This is a genomic window from Acidisphaera sp. S103 (assembly GCF_009765975.1).
Lineage (GTDB): Bacteria > Pseudomonadota > Alphaproteobacteria > Acetobacterales > Acetobacteraceae > Rhodopila.
Genome location: NZ_LMUJ01000108.1, coordinates 58,952 through 75,182, shown reverse-complemented (window position 1 = coordinate 75,182; position 16,231 = coordinate 58,952). Strand labels below are relative to the sequence as shown.

Here is a 16,231-nt window from a genome sequence, read left to right as displayed (position 1 = left end):
GCCCTCCCGCCCCGCCTGCGGCAAAGTCCGCCGCACCGAATCCGCGGAGGAAACGCCATGGCCAAGATCATCATCAGTTGCGCCGTCACCGGTGCCATCCACACCCCCAGCATGTCGGAGTACCTGCCGATCACGCCGGAGGAAATCGCCCGCTCCTCCATCGAGGCCGCCGAGGCCGGCGCCGCCATCATCCACCTGCACGCCCGCAACCCGGTCGACGGCTCGCCGACCCCCGATCCGGCCGTGTTCATGCAGTTCCTGCCCACCATCAAGCAGAGTACCGACGCGGTGATCAACATCACCACCGGCGGCGGCCTGACCATGACGCTGGACGAACGCCTCGCCGCCCCGCTGGTCGCCAAGCCGGAGATGTGCAGCCTCAACATGGGCAGCATGAACTTCAACATCTCCCAGGCCGGCAACCGCATCAAGCAGTGGAAGTTCCCGTGGGAAAAACCCTACCTGGACGCCACCGACAACTTCATCTTCCGCAACACCTTCAAAGACATAGCCGGCATCGTCGAACGGCTCGGTAAAGGCCACGGCACCAAATTTGAATACGAATGTTACGACATCGGCCACCTCTACAACCTGGCCTACTGCCTCGATCACGGCATCGTCGAGCCACCGCTGTTCGTCCAGTCCATCTTCGGCATCACCGGCGGCATCGGCGCCGACCCACGCAACCTGCTGTTTGCCAAGGAAACCGCCGACCGCCTGTTCGGCGACCAATACGTCTGGTCCGTCCTCGCCGCCGGCCGCCACCAGATGGCCTTCACCACCATGGCCGGCATCCACGGCGGCAACGTCCGCGTCGGGCTGGAGGACAGTCTCTACATCGGCAAAGGCCAACTCGCGAAAAGCAACGCCGAACAAGTCGCCAAAATCCGCCGCATCCTCGAAGACCTCAGCCTGGAAATCGCCACCCCCGCCGAGGCCCGCGAAATGCTGAACCTGAAAGGCGGCGACCGCGTCGGCTTCTGACCGCTCAAGCGGCCTGTCGCGGCGACCACACCGTTACCCTATCGTCATGGCCGGGCAAAGCCCCGGCCATCCCCGCGCGGCTGTGCTTCCCCATTTGGCCCCAACCTCCACCCCCTGTATCATCCCTCCCACGGAGGAACCGCATGTACGACCTGAACGAACTTAAGGACAAAATCGCCGTTATCGGCGTTGGCAACACGAAGTATGGCAACTTCCCCGAGATCGACGATTATGGCCTGGCCGCACACGCGTTCCGTAACGCGGTGAACGATTGCGGGATCGACAAGAACAAGGTCGACGGCCTACTTGTATCGCGTATTCCGTATTATGCGCGCATGGGGGAGGTTCTGGGCATCAACCCGCGCTGGACCATCACGCTGCCCGGCCACGGCCGCATGTCCGGCATGGGCATCATCGAGGCCGCCGCGGCGATCGCCTCCGGCCAGTGCGATTATGCGGCGCTGCTTTATGCGAATATCGGGCGGTCCCGGCGGGTGAACTATGGCGGCGACGAGAGCCCGGGTACCTGGGACCCGTGGGGGTTCACCTCACCGGGCGCGGCGCATGCGATGGCGTTCCGCCGGCATATGGAGATGTATGGCACCACCACGCGGCAACTGGCGGAGGTTTCGGTGTCGATCCGCTATCACGCGTGCCTGAATCCCGACGCGGTGATGCGCAATCCCATTACCATCGAGGATCACGAGAGCGCCCGTTTTATCACCGCACCGTTGCGGCTGCTGGATTACTGCCTGATCAACGACGGCGCCGTCTGCCTGATCCTGACGTCCAAGGAACGCGCGAAAGATTTTGCCAAACCGCCTGTTCTGATCTCCGGCTGGGGTGCGCAGGACACCTATAGCCCGTCGTCGATCGCCAATTTCGACATGGATTTCTGGTATCCCGCGATCAGTGCCGCCGGCAAACAGGCGTATGAGATGGCCGGGGTGACGCACAAGGATGTCGATGCGCTGATGTGCTACGACAATTTCTCGCCGACCGTGTTGTTCAGCCTGGAGGGGCTGGGTTTTTGCGGGCAGGGCGAGTCAGGTGCGTTCGTGGAGGATGGGGCTTTGAGTCTGGGCGGGCGACTGCCGGTGAACACCGATGGCGGGCATCTGTCGAACTCCTACATGCAAGGATGGGCCTTGAACGTTGAGGCGGTGCGGCAGCTTCGCGGTGAGTGTGGCGCCCGACAGATTCCCGACTGTGAGGTTGTGCAATATGTGCAGTCCACGCCTTGCACACGGTCCATCATCTATACGCGCGGCTGAAGGAGGAACGAGCCGATGACCTACAACAAGCCACTGCCGCGTCTGGATACGTTGAACAAGCCGTTCTGGGCGGCGGCAAAAGAGGGGAAGTTGCTTTTGCAACATTGTCCCTCATGCGGGGACACGCGATTTCCGCCGGGACCGGTCTGCCCGAAATGCCTGGCGGGGGATCAGGACTGGATCGAAGCCTCGGGGAAGGGAACGCTGGAATCCTGGATCGACATGCACCGGGCGTATTGGGATGGGTTCAAGGACGATCTGCCCTATCGGGTTTGTCTGGTGCGGCTGGAGGAAGGACCGGTCGTGGTCAGCAACCTGACGGACAAGACCGAGAACCTGCGCATGGGTGCCCCGGTGAAGGTGATGTTCGATGCGGTATCAGAAGACCTGACGCTGCCGAAGTTCTCGCTGGTTTGAGACGCCACATGTCAGACCTCGATGCGTTCATCCGGGGCATACCCAAAGCCGAACTGCACATGCACCTGGAGGGCAGCATCGAGCCGCAACTCATGCTGGATCTCGCTCAACGTAACGGCCTGAAGTTGCGTTGGGACACCGCCGCCGCATTGCGCGCGGCCTATCAGTTCACCAATCTGCAATCGTTTCTCGATCTCTATTTCGAAGGTTGCCGGGTGCTGATCCACGAACAAGATTTTTACGATGTTACCGCGGCGTACCTGGATCGGGCTCATCAGGATGGCGTGACGCGGGCGGAGATTTTCTTCGGCCCGCAAAGCTTTACCGAACGCGGCGTCGGTATTGCCACAATGATGAACGGTATTCTGCGCGCGATCGATGATGGTGCCCGAAAACACCGGATCAGTGCCGCTCTTCTGGTCAGTGCCCACCGTCATCGAAGTGAAGCGGACGCCCTCGCACTGCTTGAACAGATCGTGCCCTGGCGTGACCGTGTTGTCGGAATCGGCATGGGCGGTGCTGAGGTTGGCAATCCGCCGTCGAAGTTCGAGAATTTCTTCAGGGCGTGCCGGGATCGCGGGTTCCGCACCACTATTCACGCCGGCGAAGAGGGGCCTGCCACTTACGTCCGGCAGGCGTTGGAACTGGGAGTCGATCGGATCGATCACGGAATTTCTTGCCTGGGTGATCCTGACCTTGTCCGCGATCTGGCCGAACGGAAAATCCCGCTTACGGTCTGCCCTTTGTCGAATTTCAGGTTGAAGGTCGTTCCGTCCCTGGCGCAACATCCGCTCAAGGCATTAATGGACGCGGGCGTGCACGTCACGGTCAATTCCGACGACCCGCCTTATTTCGACGGCTATGTCAGCGAAAACCTGATCGCATGCCAACGCGCCCTGGACTTGTCGCGGGATGACATTGTTACGCTTGCCCGCAACAGCTTCAAGGCCGCCTTTATCTCCCCCGATGAAGTGGCCGGTGCGCTGGCTGCAATCGATGCCTATGTCGCGAATTTTCGGTGAGGACCGCCGATCGCCCCCATACCCTGAAGGTATTGAACTATCCATCGGAATGCATTGGACATCGCACCCTGCCCGGCGGCATCCTGGCCGTGCCGTTTTGCATGGAAACCTGCCATGTCCTCCGACATCCTGACCCCGCTGACCCTTGATTTCCTCGCCTGGCTCGCGGCCGAACCCCGAGACTACGTCGACGTCATGGACGCGTGGCGCACCTCTTGCCCGCGCCTGACGGTGTGGGAGGACGCGATCGACGCCAATCTTATCACCCGCGTCCACATCCCCGGTCACCCCGTCCGCATTCAACTGACACCGCGCGGCGAAGCCCTGTTGGCCGAGCATCCAAGGTAACGCGCCCCCTGGACGCATCGTGGCCAGTCTGGAATGATATCGAACCGCGCACTGTATTTGCTGCCATTCCGTGACGGCGCGGGAAAAAACCCAAGGGAGACATCAATGCTGCGTGCTTCACTTCTGGCGACCGCGCTTACGCTTAGTCTGGCAACCGCCGCTTCGGCGGCAATGCTGCATTTCACCGCCTCGCTTGACGGGAAGACGGAGGTTCCGCCCACCAAGAGCACCGGCTATGGCGATTTGCTGGCCACGCTCGATACATCGACGAAAACCCTTAACTACACGCTGACTTTTGGTGGCCTGACCGGTCCTGCCACCGCCGCCCATTTCCACGGTCCGGCGGCGCCCGGTGCGAACGCTGGCGTGGCGGTGGCGATCGGCAAGGCGCCGACCAGTCCGGTGTCCGGCAAGGCCACGCTGACCGACCCGCAGATCGCCGATCTGGAGGCCGGCAAGTGGTATGTGAACGTCCACACCGCGGCGAATCCGGGCGGCGAAATCCGCGGCCAGGTGAAACCCGACACCATGGCGATGCCGGCCAAATCCAAGGGTAAGGCCATGGCGATGCCTGCTACCAAAAAGTAAGCCCTCGTTTCGGCTGGACGGCTGGTGCCATCGCGGCACCGGTCGTCCGTGCCTTCCTTCAATAGGCCGGGGTCGGACAATGAACATCACCATCCTTGACGATTATTTCGACACCGTCCGCACCTTGCTGTGCTTCACTAGGCTGCAAGGCCATGACGTCACCATCTGGAACGATCACGTCCAGGATACGCCGATCCTCGCCGAACGGCTGAAGGACGCCGAAGCCCTGGTGCTGATCCGGGAGCGAACCAAGATTCAGCGACCGTTGATCGAGCGTCTGCCCAACCTGAAACTGATCAGCCAGCGCAGTGTCTATCCTCACATCGACATCGATGCCTGCACCCGGCAGGGCATTATCGTCTCCTCCAGCCAACATGCTGATACCCCGTCCTATGCCGCCGCCGAACTGACCTGGGCGCTGGTCCTGGCTGCAGCGCGCCAGTTGCCGCAGCAAATGGCTGCGCTGAAAGCCGGCACCTGGCAGATCGGCGTCGGTACCTCCCTGCGTCACAAGACGCTGGGGATTTTCGGATACGGAAGGATTGGTGCGACTGTCGCCGGTTACGGGCGGGCGTTCGGCATGAACGTGCTGGTCTGGTCGAACGAAACGTCGCTGGAACGGGCTCGCCGGGATGGGTACACCGCGGCTGCATCCAAGCAGGCGTTCTTTGAAGACAGCGACGTCCTGTCGTTGCACCTGCGCCTGTTCCCGCCGACGCGCGGGATCGTTACGGCCACAGATCTTGCTCAGATGAAACCAACCGCGATCCTGGTCAACACCAGCCGAGCGGGGCTGATTGAAGAGGGGGCGCTGGAGCGGGCGCTGCGGAATGGGCGTCCTGGCATGGCGGCTATTGATGTCTACGAGAGAGAACCTGTCACAAACGGAAACCATCCCCTACTCACTATGGATAGGGTGATCTGTACCCCGCACATCGGGTACGTCACGCGAGAGGAGTACCAGACCCAGTTCTCCGACATCTTCGATCAAATCGACGCCTACGCCGCCGGAAAACCCACCAACGTCGTCAATCCGGACGCCCTGACCGTCAGTCGAACGTGATTGCATATCTAACGGCGACGGTCACGCCCTGATCACGTTGCCAACGATATCAATCCGGCGGTCTCTCGAAAAAAGGGGAACGCGGATGGCGAAACTCAGTCTCATCTTTCTGCTGATGCTCGGTGCCGTGATCGTGTCGGTTATGGCGACGCAGACGGCCCTTCAGGCGGGCGTGGATCCGACCACCCTCTAGTGTCCTGCTCCAGAAATTCGTTGCATTCTACGACGTATTTCTGGGATCGGCAGGCCACTGAAAACAAAGAGCTAGTGTCCCGAATCTGAAGTTCGCCAGAGCGGGCGAACTTCAGATTCGGGACACTAGTCGAATTCCGTTGCCAATGCCGGGTCTCGCCAATGCGCGAACATTCGGCTGATGTGATGGGGCAGCGTTCGGCGCAGCGATAGGTTTGCCGGCACGTCGGTCTCGGGGAACCAGGCCACCTCGCTGGTTTCCAGGCTGGTGCGCGGTGAGCCACCTTCCAGCGCGCAGATGAAAAACAGCCGCACCACGGAAAACGCCGTCGGAGGATGGGTGTGACGCGAACGATCCCATACCGCCGCCAGTTTCACCGCCCGGACGTCGTAGCCGGACTCCTCGAAGACTTCCCGCACCACCGATTGTGCCGGAGTCTGGTTCACATCCGCCCATCCGCCAGGGAGCGTCCAACGGTTTTCGTCGGCCGTTTCGCGCACCATCAGGATGCGCCCCGACGTATCGAACACCGCGGCACGCACGCCGACTTTTGGGGTGGCATAGCCTGTTTCGGTATCGAACAATCCCTCGATCCGCCCCAGATCGGCGCCCGTGTGGTCGGCCATGATCCGAGCGGCCAGGCGGCGCAGGGCGGTGAAACGATCCAGATCGTAGGGGTCTTTGCTGAACGTCAGGCCGGTCTGCGCAATGGCCTGGACCTCACGCGCCCAAATTAGCCAATCAGGGTCGGGCATGGCGGCCAGGACGGTTCAATCCGCCGATTCCGACACCATTGCGACCTCGGTCGCGGCCTCACCGGCGATTTCGCCATCCGTCAGCACCCGCCACGTTCCGTTCACCAGCACCTCACTGGGGCGGAACCTGGCCTTGTAGGCCATCTTGCGGCTCTCCGGCACCCAGTAGCCCAGATAGACGTATGGCAGTCCCAACGCCCGAGCCCGAGCGATCAGCCATAGAACGGCGAATGTGCCAAGCGAGCGTTTTTCCAGCGCCGGGGCGAAGAAGCTGTACACCGCCGACAGCCCATCCCCCAGTTTGTCGGCAAGGCAGGCGCTCAACAACCGGTCCTGCTCGTCGCGGAACTCGATGATGAATGTTTCGATCGGTGTGTCCTCGACCATCGCGCGATAGTCGTAGAAGCTCATGCTCGCCATGTCGCCGTCGCCGTGACGCACCTGCTGGTAACGCTGGAACAGTTGGTATTGTTCGGCGGTGGCCCGAGCGGGGACGCGATAACCTTCCAGGCCGGCATTCGCCTTGGCGATGCGGCGCAACGTGCGATCCGGCTGGAACCCGTTCACCGGAATCCGAATCGGCACGCACGCCTGGCACGACGGGCACACTGGCGCGTAGGCGATGTTGTGGCTGCGGCGGAATCCGGCTCGGGATAACCGGTCGTGCAACGCCTCGGCGTCCGGGCCGACGATCTCGGTCACCACCTTGCGTTCAGTGCGTCCCGCCAGATACGGGCAGGGCAGGGGAGCCGTCGTGTAGAAGAATTGCGGCCGGCGGTGTGGTTTGTACATGGTCATCGGGCGGACGTTCCACCGCCCATGTTCCAGCCTCCGCCCGGTTCGGTCAATGTCCGCATGGCCCTGACCCGCACGACGACCAGCCCGCTCACAAGGTCGTGCAGCGTGCGGTGCCGCCGGGTGAATAGCGCCACCACCAGCAACAGGCCCGAGGTCGCCAGCGTCAGGTAGAACAAGAGAACCGAGACCAACGCCTGCACCGCCGTCGGCGGCCCCATGTCGTAATCGCGCCGTACTGTCAGTCCCGTCATCTGCTGCCCGGGCGTGGCACTGGACGATCCCAGCAGGGAGAGGAAATGATAACAGAACGGCACGAATGGCAGGATGCTCATGGCTCCGAAGCCCAGGCCGAGGGTCAGCAGCCCGAACATCACCAGGATCCACCACAGGACCCAGACCAGCAGGGCGATCAGGAAGACATCGAACACCCAGGCCACGCAGCGGCGCGACATGACGCCGCCGGTCAGGAAACCATCATCCAGATAGGGGTTGGCATAGCTCATGGATTCAATCTAACCGTTCCGGAGATGCTGGCCGCCGCCGGCCCCAGGGTTATTGTAGCACCGTCGCGCCAGCGTATGGCAAAATCTCTCGCATGGGCACTGAGCGGATTGCCCGATTGACCGGGGGTGATCATGAACAGGCTGCGGTCGAGATCGGCGAGGTCGTAGACTCCGCGATACGCCGCCCCATGCACCGACTGGAACGCGGCATTCGGACCGCCACGATCGACCGTGTTGTCGTCGCCCGGGCTGGGAACGGTGATGGTGGTCAATGAGCCGAGCACGGGGAGCGAGCGTAGAATGGGGTGCGCGAACACCGCGGGATGCGCATCCCCCCAGCGCCAAGCCGAGGGATCGGTACCGAAGCGGGTGGTCAGGTCCTTCATGGCCTGGATCAGCGAGTCGCGCAGCATCGGTGTGCAATCCCCGTCGCACCAATGCGCCCCCGCCGGCGACAGGACGGAGGCCAGGAAATCCGACTCCGGCGCTCCGAGGCCCGTCGTCAGGCCGGCGTGCCGCAGCACCGCCGCGTAAAATGCATCCATCCAGGCGTTGAAGATCAGCGGCGCCGGGGAGTTCATCACCGCCGACCCATCCCAGCCGCGCAACAGGTCCAGCGCGTTTTTCGGTGCGTCCTTGACCGCGAGCAGCACCGGCAGCACCTGGCGGGCGAAACCATCGACGACGTCGGTCTGCATGGCAGCGAAATCCGCTGGGGTATGACGATCCGACTGGGCCAGCATTTCGCGGATCCGTTTCGCTCGCCAATCGTCGAACGTGTCGCGATCCATGAAAACCGGGAAATCGGGCGGCCACACTGGCTCATTCCCATTCACCAGCCGGCCGCTGTCCGGCGAGACAATGTGCGGCAACTGGTCGCCAGACGCCCAGCCGGTCCAGTCGTGCGACCCGTCGTCGCCCGGTACCGGCGCCGACCCGTCGCCGGCCTTGCGGATCGGCACCCGCCCGGTGACGAACAGCCCGATGGTCTTGGCATCCGCCACCAGCAGATTCTGCACCGGCGAGGTGATCTGCGCCGCCGCGACCCCAGCCGCCTGCACCGACGTCGCTCGGTTCAGCGCTAGCAACCCGGCGGCCGCGGTGTCGCCGGGCTGCAGGTTGCCCATCGCCACCGCCATGATCGGCCCAGCCGGGTTGTCGAGATCGCTGATCACCGGGCCATGCCGGGTTTCCCGGACCGTCCGCACCACATCGGGCTGGCCGCGGACCTTGATCCGTTCCTCTCGCACCACGAACGGTTTCGGCCCGTCCGGAGTCTGGTATTGGCCCGCTCCGGCTGGCTTCTCGATGAAAATGTCCTGCACGTCGGCGCCGGTGGAGGTGAACGTCCAGGCGATCTTGCTGTTGTGCCCCAGCACGAGGAACGGCACGCCGGGCGCGGTCGCCCCCGCCAGCACTTGGTTTGGCAGGTCGATGCGCGCCAGGTACCAGATGCCGGGAAAACCGAACGCCAGATGTGGGTCGCCGGCCAGCAACGGGGCACCCGTCGCGGTATGCCGCCCATCGACGGCCCACTCATTCGACGCGGTCTGGGGCAGGGTGTAGGGCGCCGGAAAGCGTGGCAGGACAGAGGCTAGGCGACCGGCGGCCGCGGCAAAGCGCGTCAGTGGCCGATTCATCGCGTCCGGGGTGGGAAGGGCGGGCTGGGCCGGCCAGAGTTGGTCCAGGTCAGAAGCCGAGACGTGGCCGGCCAGGGCCTGGCGCGCCAGTTCCTCCCGCCAGTTCATCGACAGCCATAACCCCATCGTCTTCGCCCATAGCAGGCTGTCCTGGGCCTCCCAATGTTCTGGCGGACCGAGCAGCAGGAATTCCGGGGCGGCGAAGCGGCCTTTCAGGTCGATCCAGGCGTTCACGCCGCGCGCGTAAGCCTGCAGGATCGCCTGCGTGTCGGCCGGCAACGTCGAGAAGTCCGCCACGGCGTGCTGACGCAGGCCCAGCGTGCGCATCATCCGGTCGATCGGCAGCGTCGCCGGTCCGGCGATCTCCGACAGCCGGCCCGACGCCGCGCGCCGCATCAGCTCCATCTGGAACATGCGGTCGCGTGCGTGAAGGAAGCCCAGCGCCGTGGCCGCATCCTGTTCCGATCCGGCGCGGATGCGGGGAACCCAGTCGGCGTCGTAGGTGATATCGACCGGGCCGGACAGGCCGGGGACCGAAACCGTCTGTTGCGTGTTCGGCATGGTCAGCCACAGCGCACCGGCGACCAGAGCCGCGAGCAGGAGGACCAGAACGCCAATCGCAGCCAGCACACGAGCGATTCGTCGGAGGAACGGTGTCATGGGCACCAAAGTGATCGCGCGGACGGGCGCTGGGAAGCGACGAAAGTGTGAAACCGGGTTCGGCCCTGTTTTTCATGGAAAATCTGTGGATAGCGTCTGGATATTGACAAAGGGCGATATTTTCAGCTTGCGAGACTGGCGGTACGCAATAAGATTATACGTCTCGTCGCGGCCAGGAAACGTCTGTTCAACAAGATCACATGAAGCCGCCCAACTCAGATGCGCCAATTCTGCTGGATGCGATCGACCGTCGCATCCTCGCCTCCTTGCAGGAAGATGGGCGCATGACCAACGTCGACCTGTCGAAACGGGCCGGCATCTCGGCGCCGCCATGCCTGCGCCGGGTCCGCGCGCTGGAGGAAGCCGGCGTCATTCGTGGCTACCATGCCGACACCGATCCGCAGAAGCTGGGGTGGGAGATCACGTTCTTCGCGATCGTTGGATTGGAAAGCCAGAAAGAAGCGGTCTTGTCTGCGTTCGAGCTGTTGGTCGGCGGCTGGTCCGAAGTGCGGGAATGCCACATGATCCGTGGCGGCGGCGATTTCCTGCTGAAGCTGGTGGCGAGGGATACCGCGCATGAAAACCAGTTGACCCAGAAGCTGACGGGCTCCCCTACCGTCAGCCGCGTGCAGACGCTGCAAACGATCCGCACCAGCCGCAGCCTGGCCGGTGTTCCGTTCGGGTAGGGTTTACTTCCGTGCAATGGTTCGGAACGCTGTCACCGTCATGGCCGGGACACGCTCGGCCATGACGGATGGGCCGTTACCCTACCTCCGCCGCCAGTCTCGCGAGATAGTAAGCCGGATCGCCGAACAGCCGCTCGATCACCATGCAGCGGCGGAAATAGTGCCCGACCGCGTATTCCTCGGTCATGCCGATGCCGCCGTGCATCTGCACCGCGCTTTGTGACACGTAGCGCCCGGCTTGTCCGATCCCCACCTTCGCCAAGGCGATGTCGTGCGCCCGAGCGGCCTGGTCCGGATTGTCGATCGACATGGTGGCCAGCATGGCCATGCTACGGCCTTGCTCCTGCGTCATGAACATGTCCGCCAGACGGTGCTGCACGACTTGGTAGGAGCCGATCGGGTTGCCGAACTGAACGCGGGTTTTGCTGTATTCGAGGGTCATTTCGTTCATTGCCTCCATCGCGCCGACGGTTTCCCCGGCGGTGGCGGCGATGCCGGCCTCGATGACGCGCTGGATGATGGGCAGGCCCTTGCCGACCTCACCCAGGACGTCGGCCGCGGATACCGAAACGTTCGACAGGGAGATGTCGGCCGCACGCGTATCGTCCCGGCTGAGGTAGCCGCGGCGGGCGACGCCTGATGCGGTGGCATCCACCAGAAACAGCGTGATGCCGTCTTCGTCGTAGCGGTCGCCGCCGGTGCGGGCGCTGACGATGATCTTGTCGGCCGCCTCGCCATGCGAAACGATCGTTTTCGATCCGTCCAACACCCAGCCGGAGCCGTTGCGTTTGGCGGTTGTTACAACGTCGGTCAGGTCGTAGCGGGCCTGCCGTTCGTTGTGGGCGAAGGCCAGTTTCAGACTGCCCTCGGCGATCGCGGGCAGGATTGCCTGCTTCTGTTCCGCCGATCCGGCGACGTTCACTGCGGTGCCACCCAGCACGATGGTGGGGAAATACGGTTCCAGCACCAGCACACGGCCGAACGCCTGCATCACCAGCATGACTTCCTGCGCGCCGCCGCCGAAGCCGCCGTATTCCTCGGCGAACGGCAGGCCCAACAAGCCTTGTTCGGCGAACTGCGACCAGATGGCGGGGGAATAGCCCTCCGGCAGGGCCATATAGGTTTTGCGCTGAGCGAAACTGTAGGTGTCGCCCAGCATGCGCGTGACGCTTTCGACCAGTAGCCGCTGATCGTCGGAGGGTTCGAAGTCCATTTTACAGTCCCAATACCGCTTTGGTCAGGATATTCTTCTGGATTTCATTGGTGCCGCCGTAGATCGAGGCGGCGCGCAGCATCAGGTAGCCACCGGTGCCGGCGCTGCTGGCCTCCATCAGTTCATCCGGCTCGTTCATGGCTTCCAGTTCCTGGGCCCAGATCGGCGTCGCGTAAGGGCCGGCGACATCGACGGTCAGTTCCGAGGTGGCTTGCAGCAGTTCGGTGCCTTTTACCTTCAGCACGGAGGATAGCGGGTCGGGCTTGCCGGCACCCTTCGCCTTGTCATAGGCCGAAACGACGCGGTACTGGGTGATCTCCAGCGCCTTCATGTCCACCTGCAACTGGGCGACACGCTGGCGGAACATTGGGTCCTCGATCAACGGTTTGCCGCCGAAATTGACTTCGCGTGCCATCGAAACGGCTGAGGAGACGCGTTCGCGGGATTTGCCCAGGCGGGCGATGCCGGTGCGTTCGTTGCCTAGCAGGTATTTGGCGACGTCCCAGCCTTTGTTCTCGGCATGGATACGGCGGTCTACCGGCACCTTGACGTCGTCGAAGAACACTTCGTTCAGGTGATGGCTGCCGTCGATCGAAATGATCGGGCGCACCGTGATGCCGGGTGTTTTCATATCCACCAGCAGGAACGAAATCCCCTCCTGCCGCTTGCGGGCGTTCGGATCGGTGCGGACCAGAAGGAAGCACCAGTCGGCATTGTGGGCTGTGGAGGTCCAAATCTTCTGTCCGTTCACCACGTAATGATCGCCGTCCAGTTTCGCGGCGGTCTTCAGCGAGGCCAGGTCGGACCCGGCACCGGGTTCCGAGAATCCCTGGCACCACCAATCGTCCAGGTTGGCGGCGCGCGGCAGGAAGCGCTTCTTCTGTTCCTCGGTGCCGAATTGCAGGAGGACAGGGCCGAGCATTGTGATGTTGAAGGAGAGAAGCTCGGGCGCCGGGGCCATGAGGTTCTCTTCCAGGAAGATCATCTTCTGGATCGCCGTCCAGCCCGGGCCGCCCCATTCCTTCGGCCAGGACAGCGCCGCCCAGCCCTTCGCGTTCAGGATTCGCTGCCACCGCACGGTGTCTTCCTTGCGCGGCGGATGCCCCAGTTTCATCCGGTCACGCGTGTCCGCGGGCAGGTTTTCGCGAATGAACGTGCGGACTTCCTCGCGGAAGGCCAGTTCTTCCGGGGTGAAGCGAAGATCCATGGATGTGTCCCTCCTACTGGTGAGTAAGCTTACGCAGGTCGAACCGGGCGCGCAATCCGGCGGGTAGCGGCGGCCGGACGGATGGGTTAACAGAGCCGCTCGTTCACACGCGGCGCGGTTGCAAGGAGTTGACGGATGCGGACTGTTTCATGGATCGGGGCCGTGGCCCTGGCCGGTCTCATGACCGCATCGATCGGCTGTTTCATCGCCGTCGCCCCCACCGCCGCACAGGCTCAGAAAGTTGGCAAAATGATCACGACACCATCGGGCCTGCAATACGAGGACACTGTCGTCGGCACCGGCGCCACGCCCAAGTCTGGGCAGATCTGCGTCATGCACTACACCGGCTGGCTGTATGAAAACGGCGCCAAGGGGAACAAGTTCGACAGTTCGCTCGACCGAGGACAGCCGTTCGAGTTTCCGATCGGACAGGGCCACGTCATCCGCGGCTGGGATGAGGGTGTCGCGACGATGAAGGTCGGCGGCAAGCGCACGCTGATCATTCCGCCGGACCTTGGCTATGGTGCGCGTGGGGCCGGCGGGGTCATTCCGCCCAATGCGACGCTGCTGTTCGAGGTCGAACTGCTGGGTGTGAAGGGCTAGCATCCGATTGCGGTGAGTCGGAACGGACGTCCCGAACCGGCGCCGCTATTTTGGGTGAGGCAGCGAGCCTTCCCGGCGCAGGCCGTGCCAGGCCAGCACGCTGTCGGCCAGGAAGGCGACCAGCGCACACGCCGTGCAGCCCAGCGCCAGACCAAACAGCACATATAGCCAGTTGGCGATCGCCGTGTCCCGCATGCTGCCGAGAAACAGCACGAACGCTGCGCCGCACGTCGACGCTCCGCCGATCGCGCCCAGGACCACCGAACTATCCAGCACCACCGTGCGGCGCCGCAGTCGCACCAGATGCGCTCGCAGCCAGACCTGCTGGTCGGGGTCCGCCTCGCCGCGCAGCAGGGTCGTCACGTATGCCCGGTGATCGGACACGCGGCTCAGCCGGGTGTTGAAGACGTTCAGCAGCGTCCCGATCCCCGACAGCAGGAACACCGGGGTCAAAGCCACCTGGACGATGTGGGCGATGCTGTCCACGCCGTCCATCGCGTCGAGCCCTGGCACGATGCCAGCCGTCATCGCTGCCCCCTTCTGTCAACTGGTCGGCGTCGGGCCGATCGTGCAGCGGTCGTGCGACGGAACCACCAGCGTGCCGGTCTGCCCGCGATTCGCCGGGTCGGGAAAGCTGAGGACCGTTTGGCCGTTCACCTGGTCGCCCAGCACGTCGACCGAACGGGCACCCACCAGGGCGCTGCTGCCGCCGCAGGTGACGGAGACGGTCGATGCCGGCTTGTCACCCCCGCAGTTGGTCAGCAGCAGCGGCAGACATAGCCAGGCCAGGTACCGAAGGCGCATCTTGGGTCTCCATCCGTTCCGTCACGCGGGGGCCGCGAATCGCCGGGATGGGCATCGCGTAAACCGGTTTTTAACCTATCATCAAACACGCCGCTGCCGAATCATTTCGCGGTGTTGGTGGACATATGGTCTGGATGCCGGCCGCCGGTCTCGGTTTGGGTCAAATAATCCGAGCAGAGTGGGGGGAGCGGCGCCAGGTATTGGTGCACCACCGCCGTTGCTCGCGGTCATTTGTCCGTCGCATAGAGCAGGGAGATATCCGGGCGCGAAACCTGACGGGCTGCTTGCCTGGATGGTTTTGGGGCACGATTCACGCATCGGGGCGCTGCAATCAGGATTGGACGGCGTTGGCCTTGACGAGAACACGATTGTCTTCACCCCGGACCACAGTGACGAATGGCGGACGAAGGACAAGCGCTTCTGGATGGCGAGGCGGTCGCTTGTGAAGATCGACGCCTTGAACGTTGATCAAGCGAGGCTGGAGCGTCCGGGTACGACAGTCGCGCTGCCGCCGCAGCGTCAGGCACTCTGAGCAGACGCGGGCACACATCATGTATTCTTCCATCTGGGTCTGGAGCACGAGGCGCTGAAGTTCCGAAAGGAGGTCTTTGCCCTCGGCCAGCGTCAGCCCAACTTGTTAGGCTCTGGACTCAATTAAATCCACCACAGCAGGATGGAAGCCAGGACTACAGTAGCGCAGAAATTTCTAGCAAGTTTGTCGTAACGGGTGGCAACCCGACGCCAGTCTTTGAGGTGTAAGAACGCTCGTTCGATGATGTTGCGGCCCTTGTAGGCATTCTTGTCGAACGGATGGAAATGCTTGCGGGTCGGGTTTTGTTTGATCACCGGGGTGGTTCCGCGATCGGTGAGAAATGCGCGGAAGGCATCGCTGTCGTAGGCTGCGTCGCCGAGCAATGACTTTGCTGGCCGCAGCGGTTCGATCAAAGTGGTCGCCGGTTTGATGTCGTGACGATTGCCACCTGTCAGTTCGAACCCGACGATGCGGCCACCGCCATCGACAACCGCGTGGATTTTCGTGGTTCTGCCCCGGCTGCGTTCAATGGCCTGTTTTTGGCCCCCCTTTTCCGCCGGCAGCGCAGCGATGAGCCTTGGCGGTCGTGCTGTCGATGCATTGAATGTCCGTGGCATCGAACACCACCAGCTTTGCCAGGATCGCGGACCAGATCCCCGCCTTCGACCAGCGATTGAACCGATTGTAGACGGTGGCGAGCCGGCCGTAGTCCAGCGGACAATCCTCCCAGCGGCAACCGATCTTCAGGACGTGGATGATACCACTGATCACCTCACGGTTCCGCTGTGGATTCACCCCACGCCGCTTTTTCGGAGGCGCCGCCTCGATTGCCGCAAGTTGCTGATCGGACAACCAGAACAGATTCGACATCCTCGCTCCCTCCATCAGGAAGCTTCGAATCGAACTCCACCGAGACACGTCAATCGGTAATTGGGTTTCGA

19 protein-coding genes are annotated in these 16,231 nt (G+C 62.9%); 9 read left to right on the top strand and 10 right to left on the bottom strand.

The annotated features are described in order from the left end of the window. The first annotated feature begins 57 nt into the window (after window positions 1–57). From GSQ89_RS35235 to GSQ89_RS35205, 7 genes are all read left to right on the top strand, one after another. Window positions 58–984, top strand: a complete 927-nt coding sequence (locus tag GSQ89_RS35235; RefSeq protein WP_158932782.1) for a 3-keto-5-aminohexanoate cleavage protein — start codon at window positions 58–60, stop codon at window positions 982–984. A gap of 143 nt (window positions 985–1,127) precedes the next feature. After that, window positions 1,128–2,258 carry a thiolase family protein gene (locus GSQ89_RS35230; RefSeq protein ID WP_158932781.1) on the top strand — a complete coding sequence of 377 codons (1,131 nt, stop codon included), beginning with the start codon at window positions 1,128–1,130 and terminating at the stop codon, window positions 2,256–2,258. Window positions 2,259–2,273: 15 nt separating this feature from the next. Beyond that, entirely contained in the window at window positions 2,274–2,675 is a 402-nt protein-coding gene (locus GSQ89_RS35225; RefSeq protein WP_158932780.1) for a Zn-ribbon domain-containing OB-fold protein, read from the top strand. 8 nt (window positions 2,676–2,683) lie between these two features. Further along, a complete protein-coding gene (locus GSQ89_RS35220; RefSeq protein WP_158932779.1) occupies window positions 2,684–3,697 on the top strand; it encodes an adenosine deaminase in 1,014 nt (337 codons plus the stop codon). Window positions 3,698–3,811: 114 nt separating this feature from the next. Then, entirely contained in the window at window positions 3,812–4,045 is a 234-nt protein-coding gene (locus GSQ89_RS35215) for a hypothetical protein (protein ID WP_158932778.1), read from the top strand. A 105-nt stretch (window positions 4,046–4,150) separates the two neighbouring features. After that, a complete protein-coding gene (locus GSQ89_RS35210) occupies window positions 4,151–4,633 on the top strand; it encodes a CHRD domain-containing protein (protein WP_158932777.1) in 483 nt (160 codons plus the stop codon). A 79-nt stretch (window positions 4,634–4,712) separates the two neighbouring features. Then, complete coding sequence (locus tag GSQ89_RS35205; protein ID WP_158932776.1) at window positions 4,713–5,696, top strand: D-2-hydroxyacid dehydrogenase family protein; 984 nt, start codon at window positions 4,713–4,715, stop codon at window positions 5,694–5,696. 318 nt (window positions 5,697–6,014) lie between these two features. Here GSQ89_RS35205 and GSQ89_RS35200 read toward each other — a convergent pair whose 3' ends face one another. From GSQ89_RS35200 to GSQ89_RS35185, 4 genes are read right to left on the bottom strand one after another with little or no spacing between them, the layout of a single operon-like run. Further along, a complete protein-coding gene (locus tag GSQ89_RS35200) occupies window positions 6,015–6,644 on the bottom strand; it encodes an NUDIX hydrolase (RefSeq protein WP_158932775.1) in 630 nt (209 codons plus the stop codon). Between the two features lie 15 nt (window positions 6,645–6,659). Next, a complete protein-coding gene (locus GSQ89_RS35195) occupies window positions 6,660–7,442 on the bottom strand; it encodes an arginyltransferase (RefSeq protein ID WP_158932774.1) in 783 nt (260 codons plus the stop codon). Then, complete coding sequence (locus tag GSQ89_RS35190; RefSeq protein ID WP_158932773.1) at window positions 7,439–7,945, bottom strand: RDD family protein; 507 nt, start codon at window positions 7,943–7,945, stop codon at window positions 7,439–7,441. Before GSQ89_RS35190 ends, GSQ89_RS35195 begins: the two co-directional genes overlap by 4 nt. Next, a complete protein-coding gene (locus GSQ89_RS35185; protein ID WP_158932772.1) occupies window positions 7,942–10,215 on the bottom strand; it encodes a penicillin acylase family protein in 2,274 nt (757 codons plus the stop codon). The genes GSQ89_RS35190 and GSQ89_RS35185 overlap by 4 nt, the downstream gene beginning before the upstream one ends. Window positions 10,216–10,445: 230 nt before the next feature. On the opposite strand from GSQ89_RS35185, the gene GSQ89_RS35180 reads away from it, so the two are divergent. Next, the gene (locus tag GSQ89_RS35180) at window positions 10,446–10,931 is read left to right on the top strand and encodes an Lrp/AsnC family transcriptional regulator (RefSeq protein ID WP_158932771.1); all 486 of its coding nucleotides are present in this window, start codon (window positions 10,446–10,448) and stop codon (window positions 10,929–10,931) included. A 76-nt stretch (window positions 10,932–11,007) separates the two neighbouring features. Here the strand turns inward: GSQ89_RS35180 and GSQ89_RS35175 are convergent, their stop codons facing one another. Both GSQ89_RS35175 and GSQ89_RS35170 read right to left on the bottom strand, forming a co-directional pair. Further along, on the bottom strand, window positions 11,008–12,144 hold the full coding sequence (locus GSQ89_RS35175) for an acyl-CoA dehydrogenase family protein (protein ID WP_158932770.1): 1,137 nt from the start codon (window positions 12,142–12,144) through the stop codon (window positions 11,008–11,010). Between the two features lies 1 nt (window position 12,145). After that, a complete protein-coding gene (locus GSQ89_RS35170; protein WP_158932769.1) occupies window positions 12,146–13,351 on the bottom strand; it encodes an acyl-CoA dehydrogenase family protein in 1,206 nt (401 codons plus the stop codon). 135 nt (window positions 13,352–13,486) lie between these two features. On the opposite strand from GSQ89_RS35170, the gene GSQ89_RS35165 reads away from it, so the two are divergent. Beyond that, a complete protein-coding gene (locus GSQ89_RS35165; protein WP_158932768.1) occupies window positions 13,487–13,954 on the top strand; it encodes an FKBP-type peptidyl-prolyl cis-trans isomerase in 468 nt (155 codons plus the stop codon). A 45-nt stretch (window positions 13,955–13,999) separates the two neighbouring features. Here GSQ89_RS35165 and GSQ89_RS35160 read toward each other — a convergent pair whose 3' ends face one another. From GSQ89_RS35160 to GSQ89_RS38895, 4 genes are all read right to left on the bottom strand, one after another. Further along, window positions 14,000–14,482 carry a DUF2721 domain-containing protein gene (locus GSQ89_RS35160; protein ID WP_158932767.1) on the bottom strand — a complete coding sequence of 161 codons (483 nt, stop codon included), beginning with the start codon at window positions 14,480–14,482 and terminating at the stop codon, window positions 14,000–14,002. Between the two features lie 15 nt (window positions 14,483–14,497). After that, entirely contained in the window at window positions 14,498–14,758 is a 261-nt protein-coding gene (locus GSQ89_RS35155) for a hypothetical protein (RefSeq protein WP_158932766.1), read from the bottom strand. Window positions 14,759–15,412: 654 nt separating this feature from the next. Beyond that, window positions 15,413–15,907 carry an IS5 family transposase gene (locus GSQ89_RS38900; RefSeq protein WP_216856582.1) on the bottom strand — a complete coding sequence of 165 codons (495 nt, stop codon included), beginning with the start codon at window positions 15,905–15,907 and terminating at the stop codon, window positions 15,413–15,415. Next, entirely contained in the window at window positions 15,816–16,160 is a 345-nt protein-coding gene (locus GSQ89_RS38895) for a transposase (protein ID WP_216856580.1), read from the bottom strand. The genes GSQ89_RS38900 and GSQ89_RS38895 overlap by 92 nt, the downstream gene beginning before the upstream one ends. Window positions 16,161–16,231 lie beyond the last annotated feature (71 nt).

Bases quoted from the DNA above. Each gene is read 5' to 3' on its own strand.
- GSQ89_RS35225 (WP_158932780.1), top strand. From the start codon at position 2,274: ATGACCTACAACAAGCCACTGCCGCGTCTGGATACGTTGAACAAGCCG.
- GSQ89_RS35205 (WP_158932776.1), top strand. From the start codon at position 4,713: ATGAACATCACCATCCTTGACGATTATTTCGACACCGTCCGCACCTTG.
- GSQ89_RS38900 (WP_216856582.1), bottom strand. From the start codon at position 15,907: ATGCCACGGACATTCAATGCATCGACAGCACGACCGCCAAGGCTCATC.
- GSQ89_RS35230 (WP_158932781.1), top strand. From the start codon at position 1,128: ATGTACGACCTGAACGAACTTAAGGACAAAATCGCCGTTATCGGCGTT.
- GSQ89_RS35165 (WP_158932768.1), top strand. From the start codon at position 13,487: ATGCGGACTGTTTCATGGATCGGGGCCGTGGCCCTGGCCGGTCTCATG.
- GSQ89_RS35195 (WP_158932774.1), bottom strand. From the start codon at position 7,442: ATGACCATGTACAAACCACACCGCCGGCCGCAATTCTTCTACACGACG.
- GSQ89_RS35155 (WP_158932766.1), bottom strand. From the start codon at position 14,758: ATGCGCCTTCGGTACCTGGCCTGGCTATGTCTGCCGCTGCTGCTGACC.
- GSQ89_RS35215 (WP_158932778.1), top strand. From the start codon at position 3,812: ATGTCCTCCGACATCCTGACCCCGCTGACCCTTGATTTCCTCGCCTGG.
- GSQ89_RS35170 (WP_158932769.1), bottom strand. From the start codon at position 13,351: ATGGATCTTCGCTTCACCCCGGAAGAACTGGCCTTCCGCGAGGAAGTC.
- GSQ89_RS35235 (WP_158932782.1), top strand. From the start codon at position 58: ATGGCCAAGATCATCATCAGTTGCGCCGTCACCGGTGCCATCCACACC.
- GSQ89_RS38895 (WP_216856580.1), bottom strand. From the start codon at position 16,160: ATGTCGAATCTGTTCTGGTTGTCCGATCAGCAACTTGCGGCAATCGAG.
- GSQ89_RS35180 (WP_158932771.1), top strand. From the start codon at position 10,446: ATGAAGCCGCCCAACTCAGATGCGCCAATTCTGCTGGATGCGATCGAC.
- GSQ89_RS35210 (WP_158932777.1), top strand. From the start codon at position 4,151: ATGCTGCGTGCTTCACTTCTGGCGACCGCGCTTACGCTTAGTCTGGCA.
- GSQ89_RS35200 (WP_158932775.1), bottom strand. From the start codon at position 6,644: ATGCCCGACCCTGATTGGCTAATTTGGGCGCGTGAGGTCCAGGCCATT.
- GSQ89_RS35160 (WP_158932767.1), bottom strand. From the start codon at position 14,482: ATGACGGCTGGCATCGTGCCAGGGCTCGACGCGATGGACGGCGTGGAC.
- GSQ89_RS35220 (WP_158932779.1), top strand. From the start codon at position 2,684: ATGTCAGACCTCGATGCGTTCATCCGGGGCATACCCAAAGCCGAACTG.
- GSQ89_RS35190 (WP_158932773.1), bottom strand. From the start codon at position 7,945: ATGAGCTATGCCAACCCCTATCTGGATGATGGTTTCCTGACCGGCGGC.
- GSQ89_RS35175 (WP_158932770.1), bottom strand. From the start codon at position 12,144: ATGGACTTCGAACCCTCCGACGATCAGCGGCTACTGGTCGAAAGCGTC.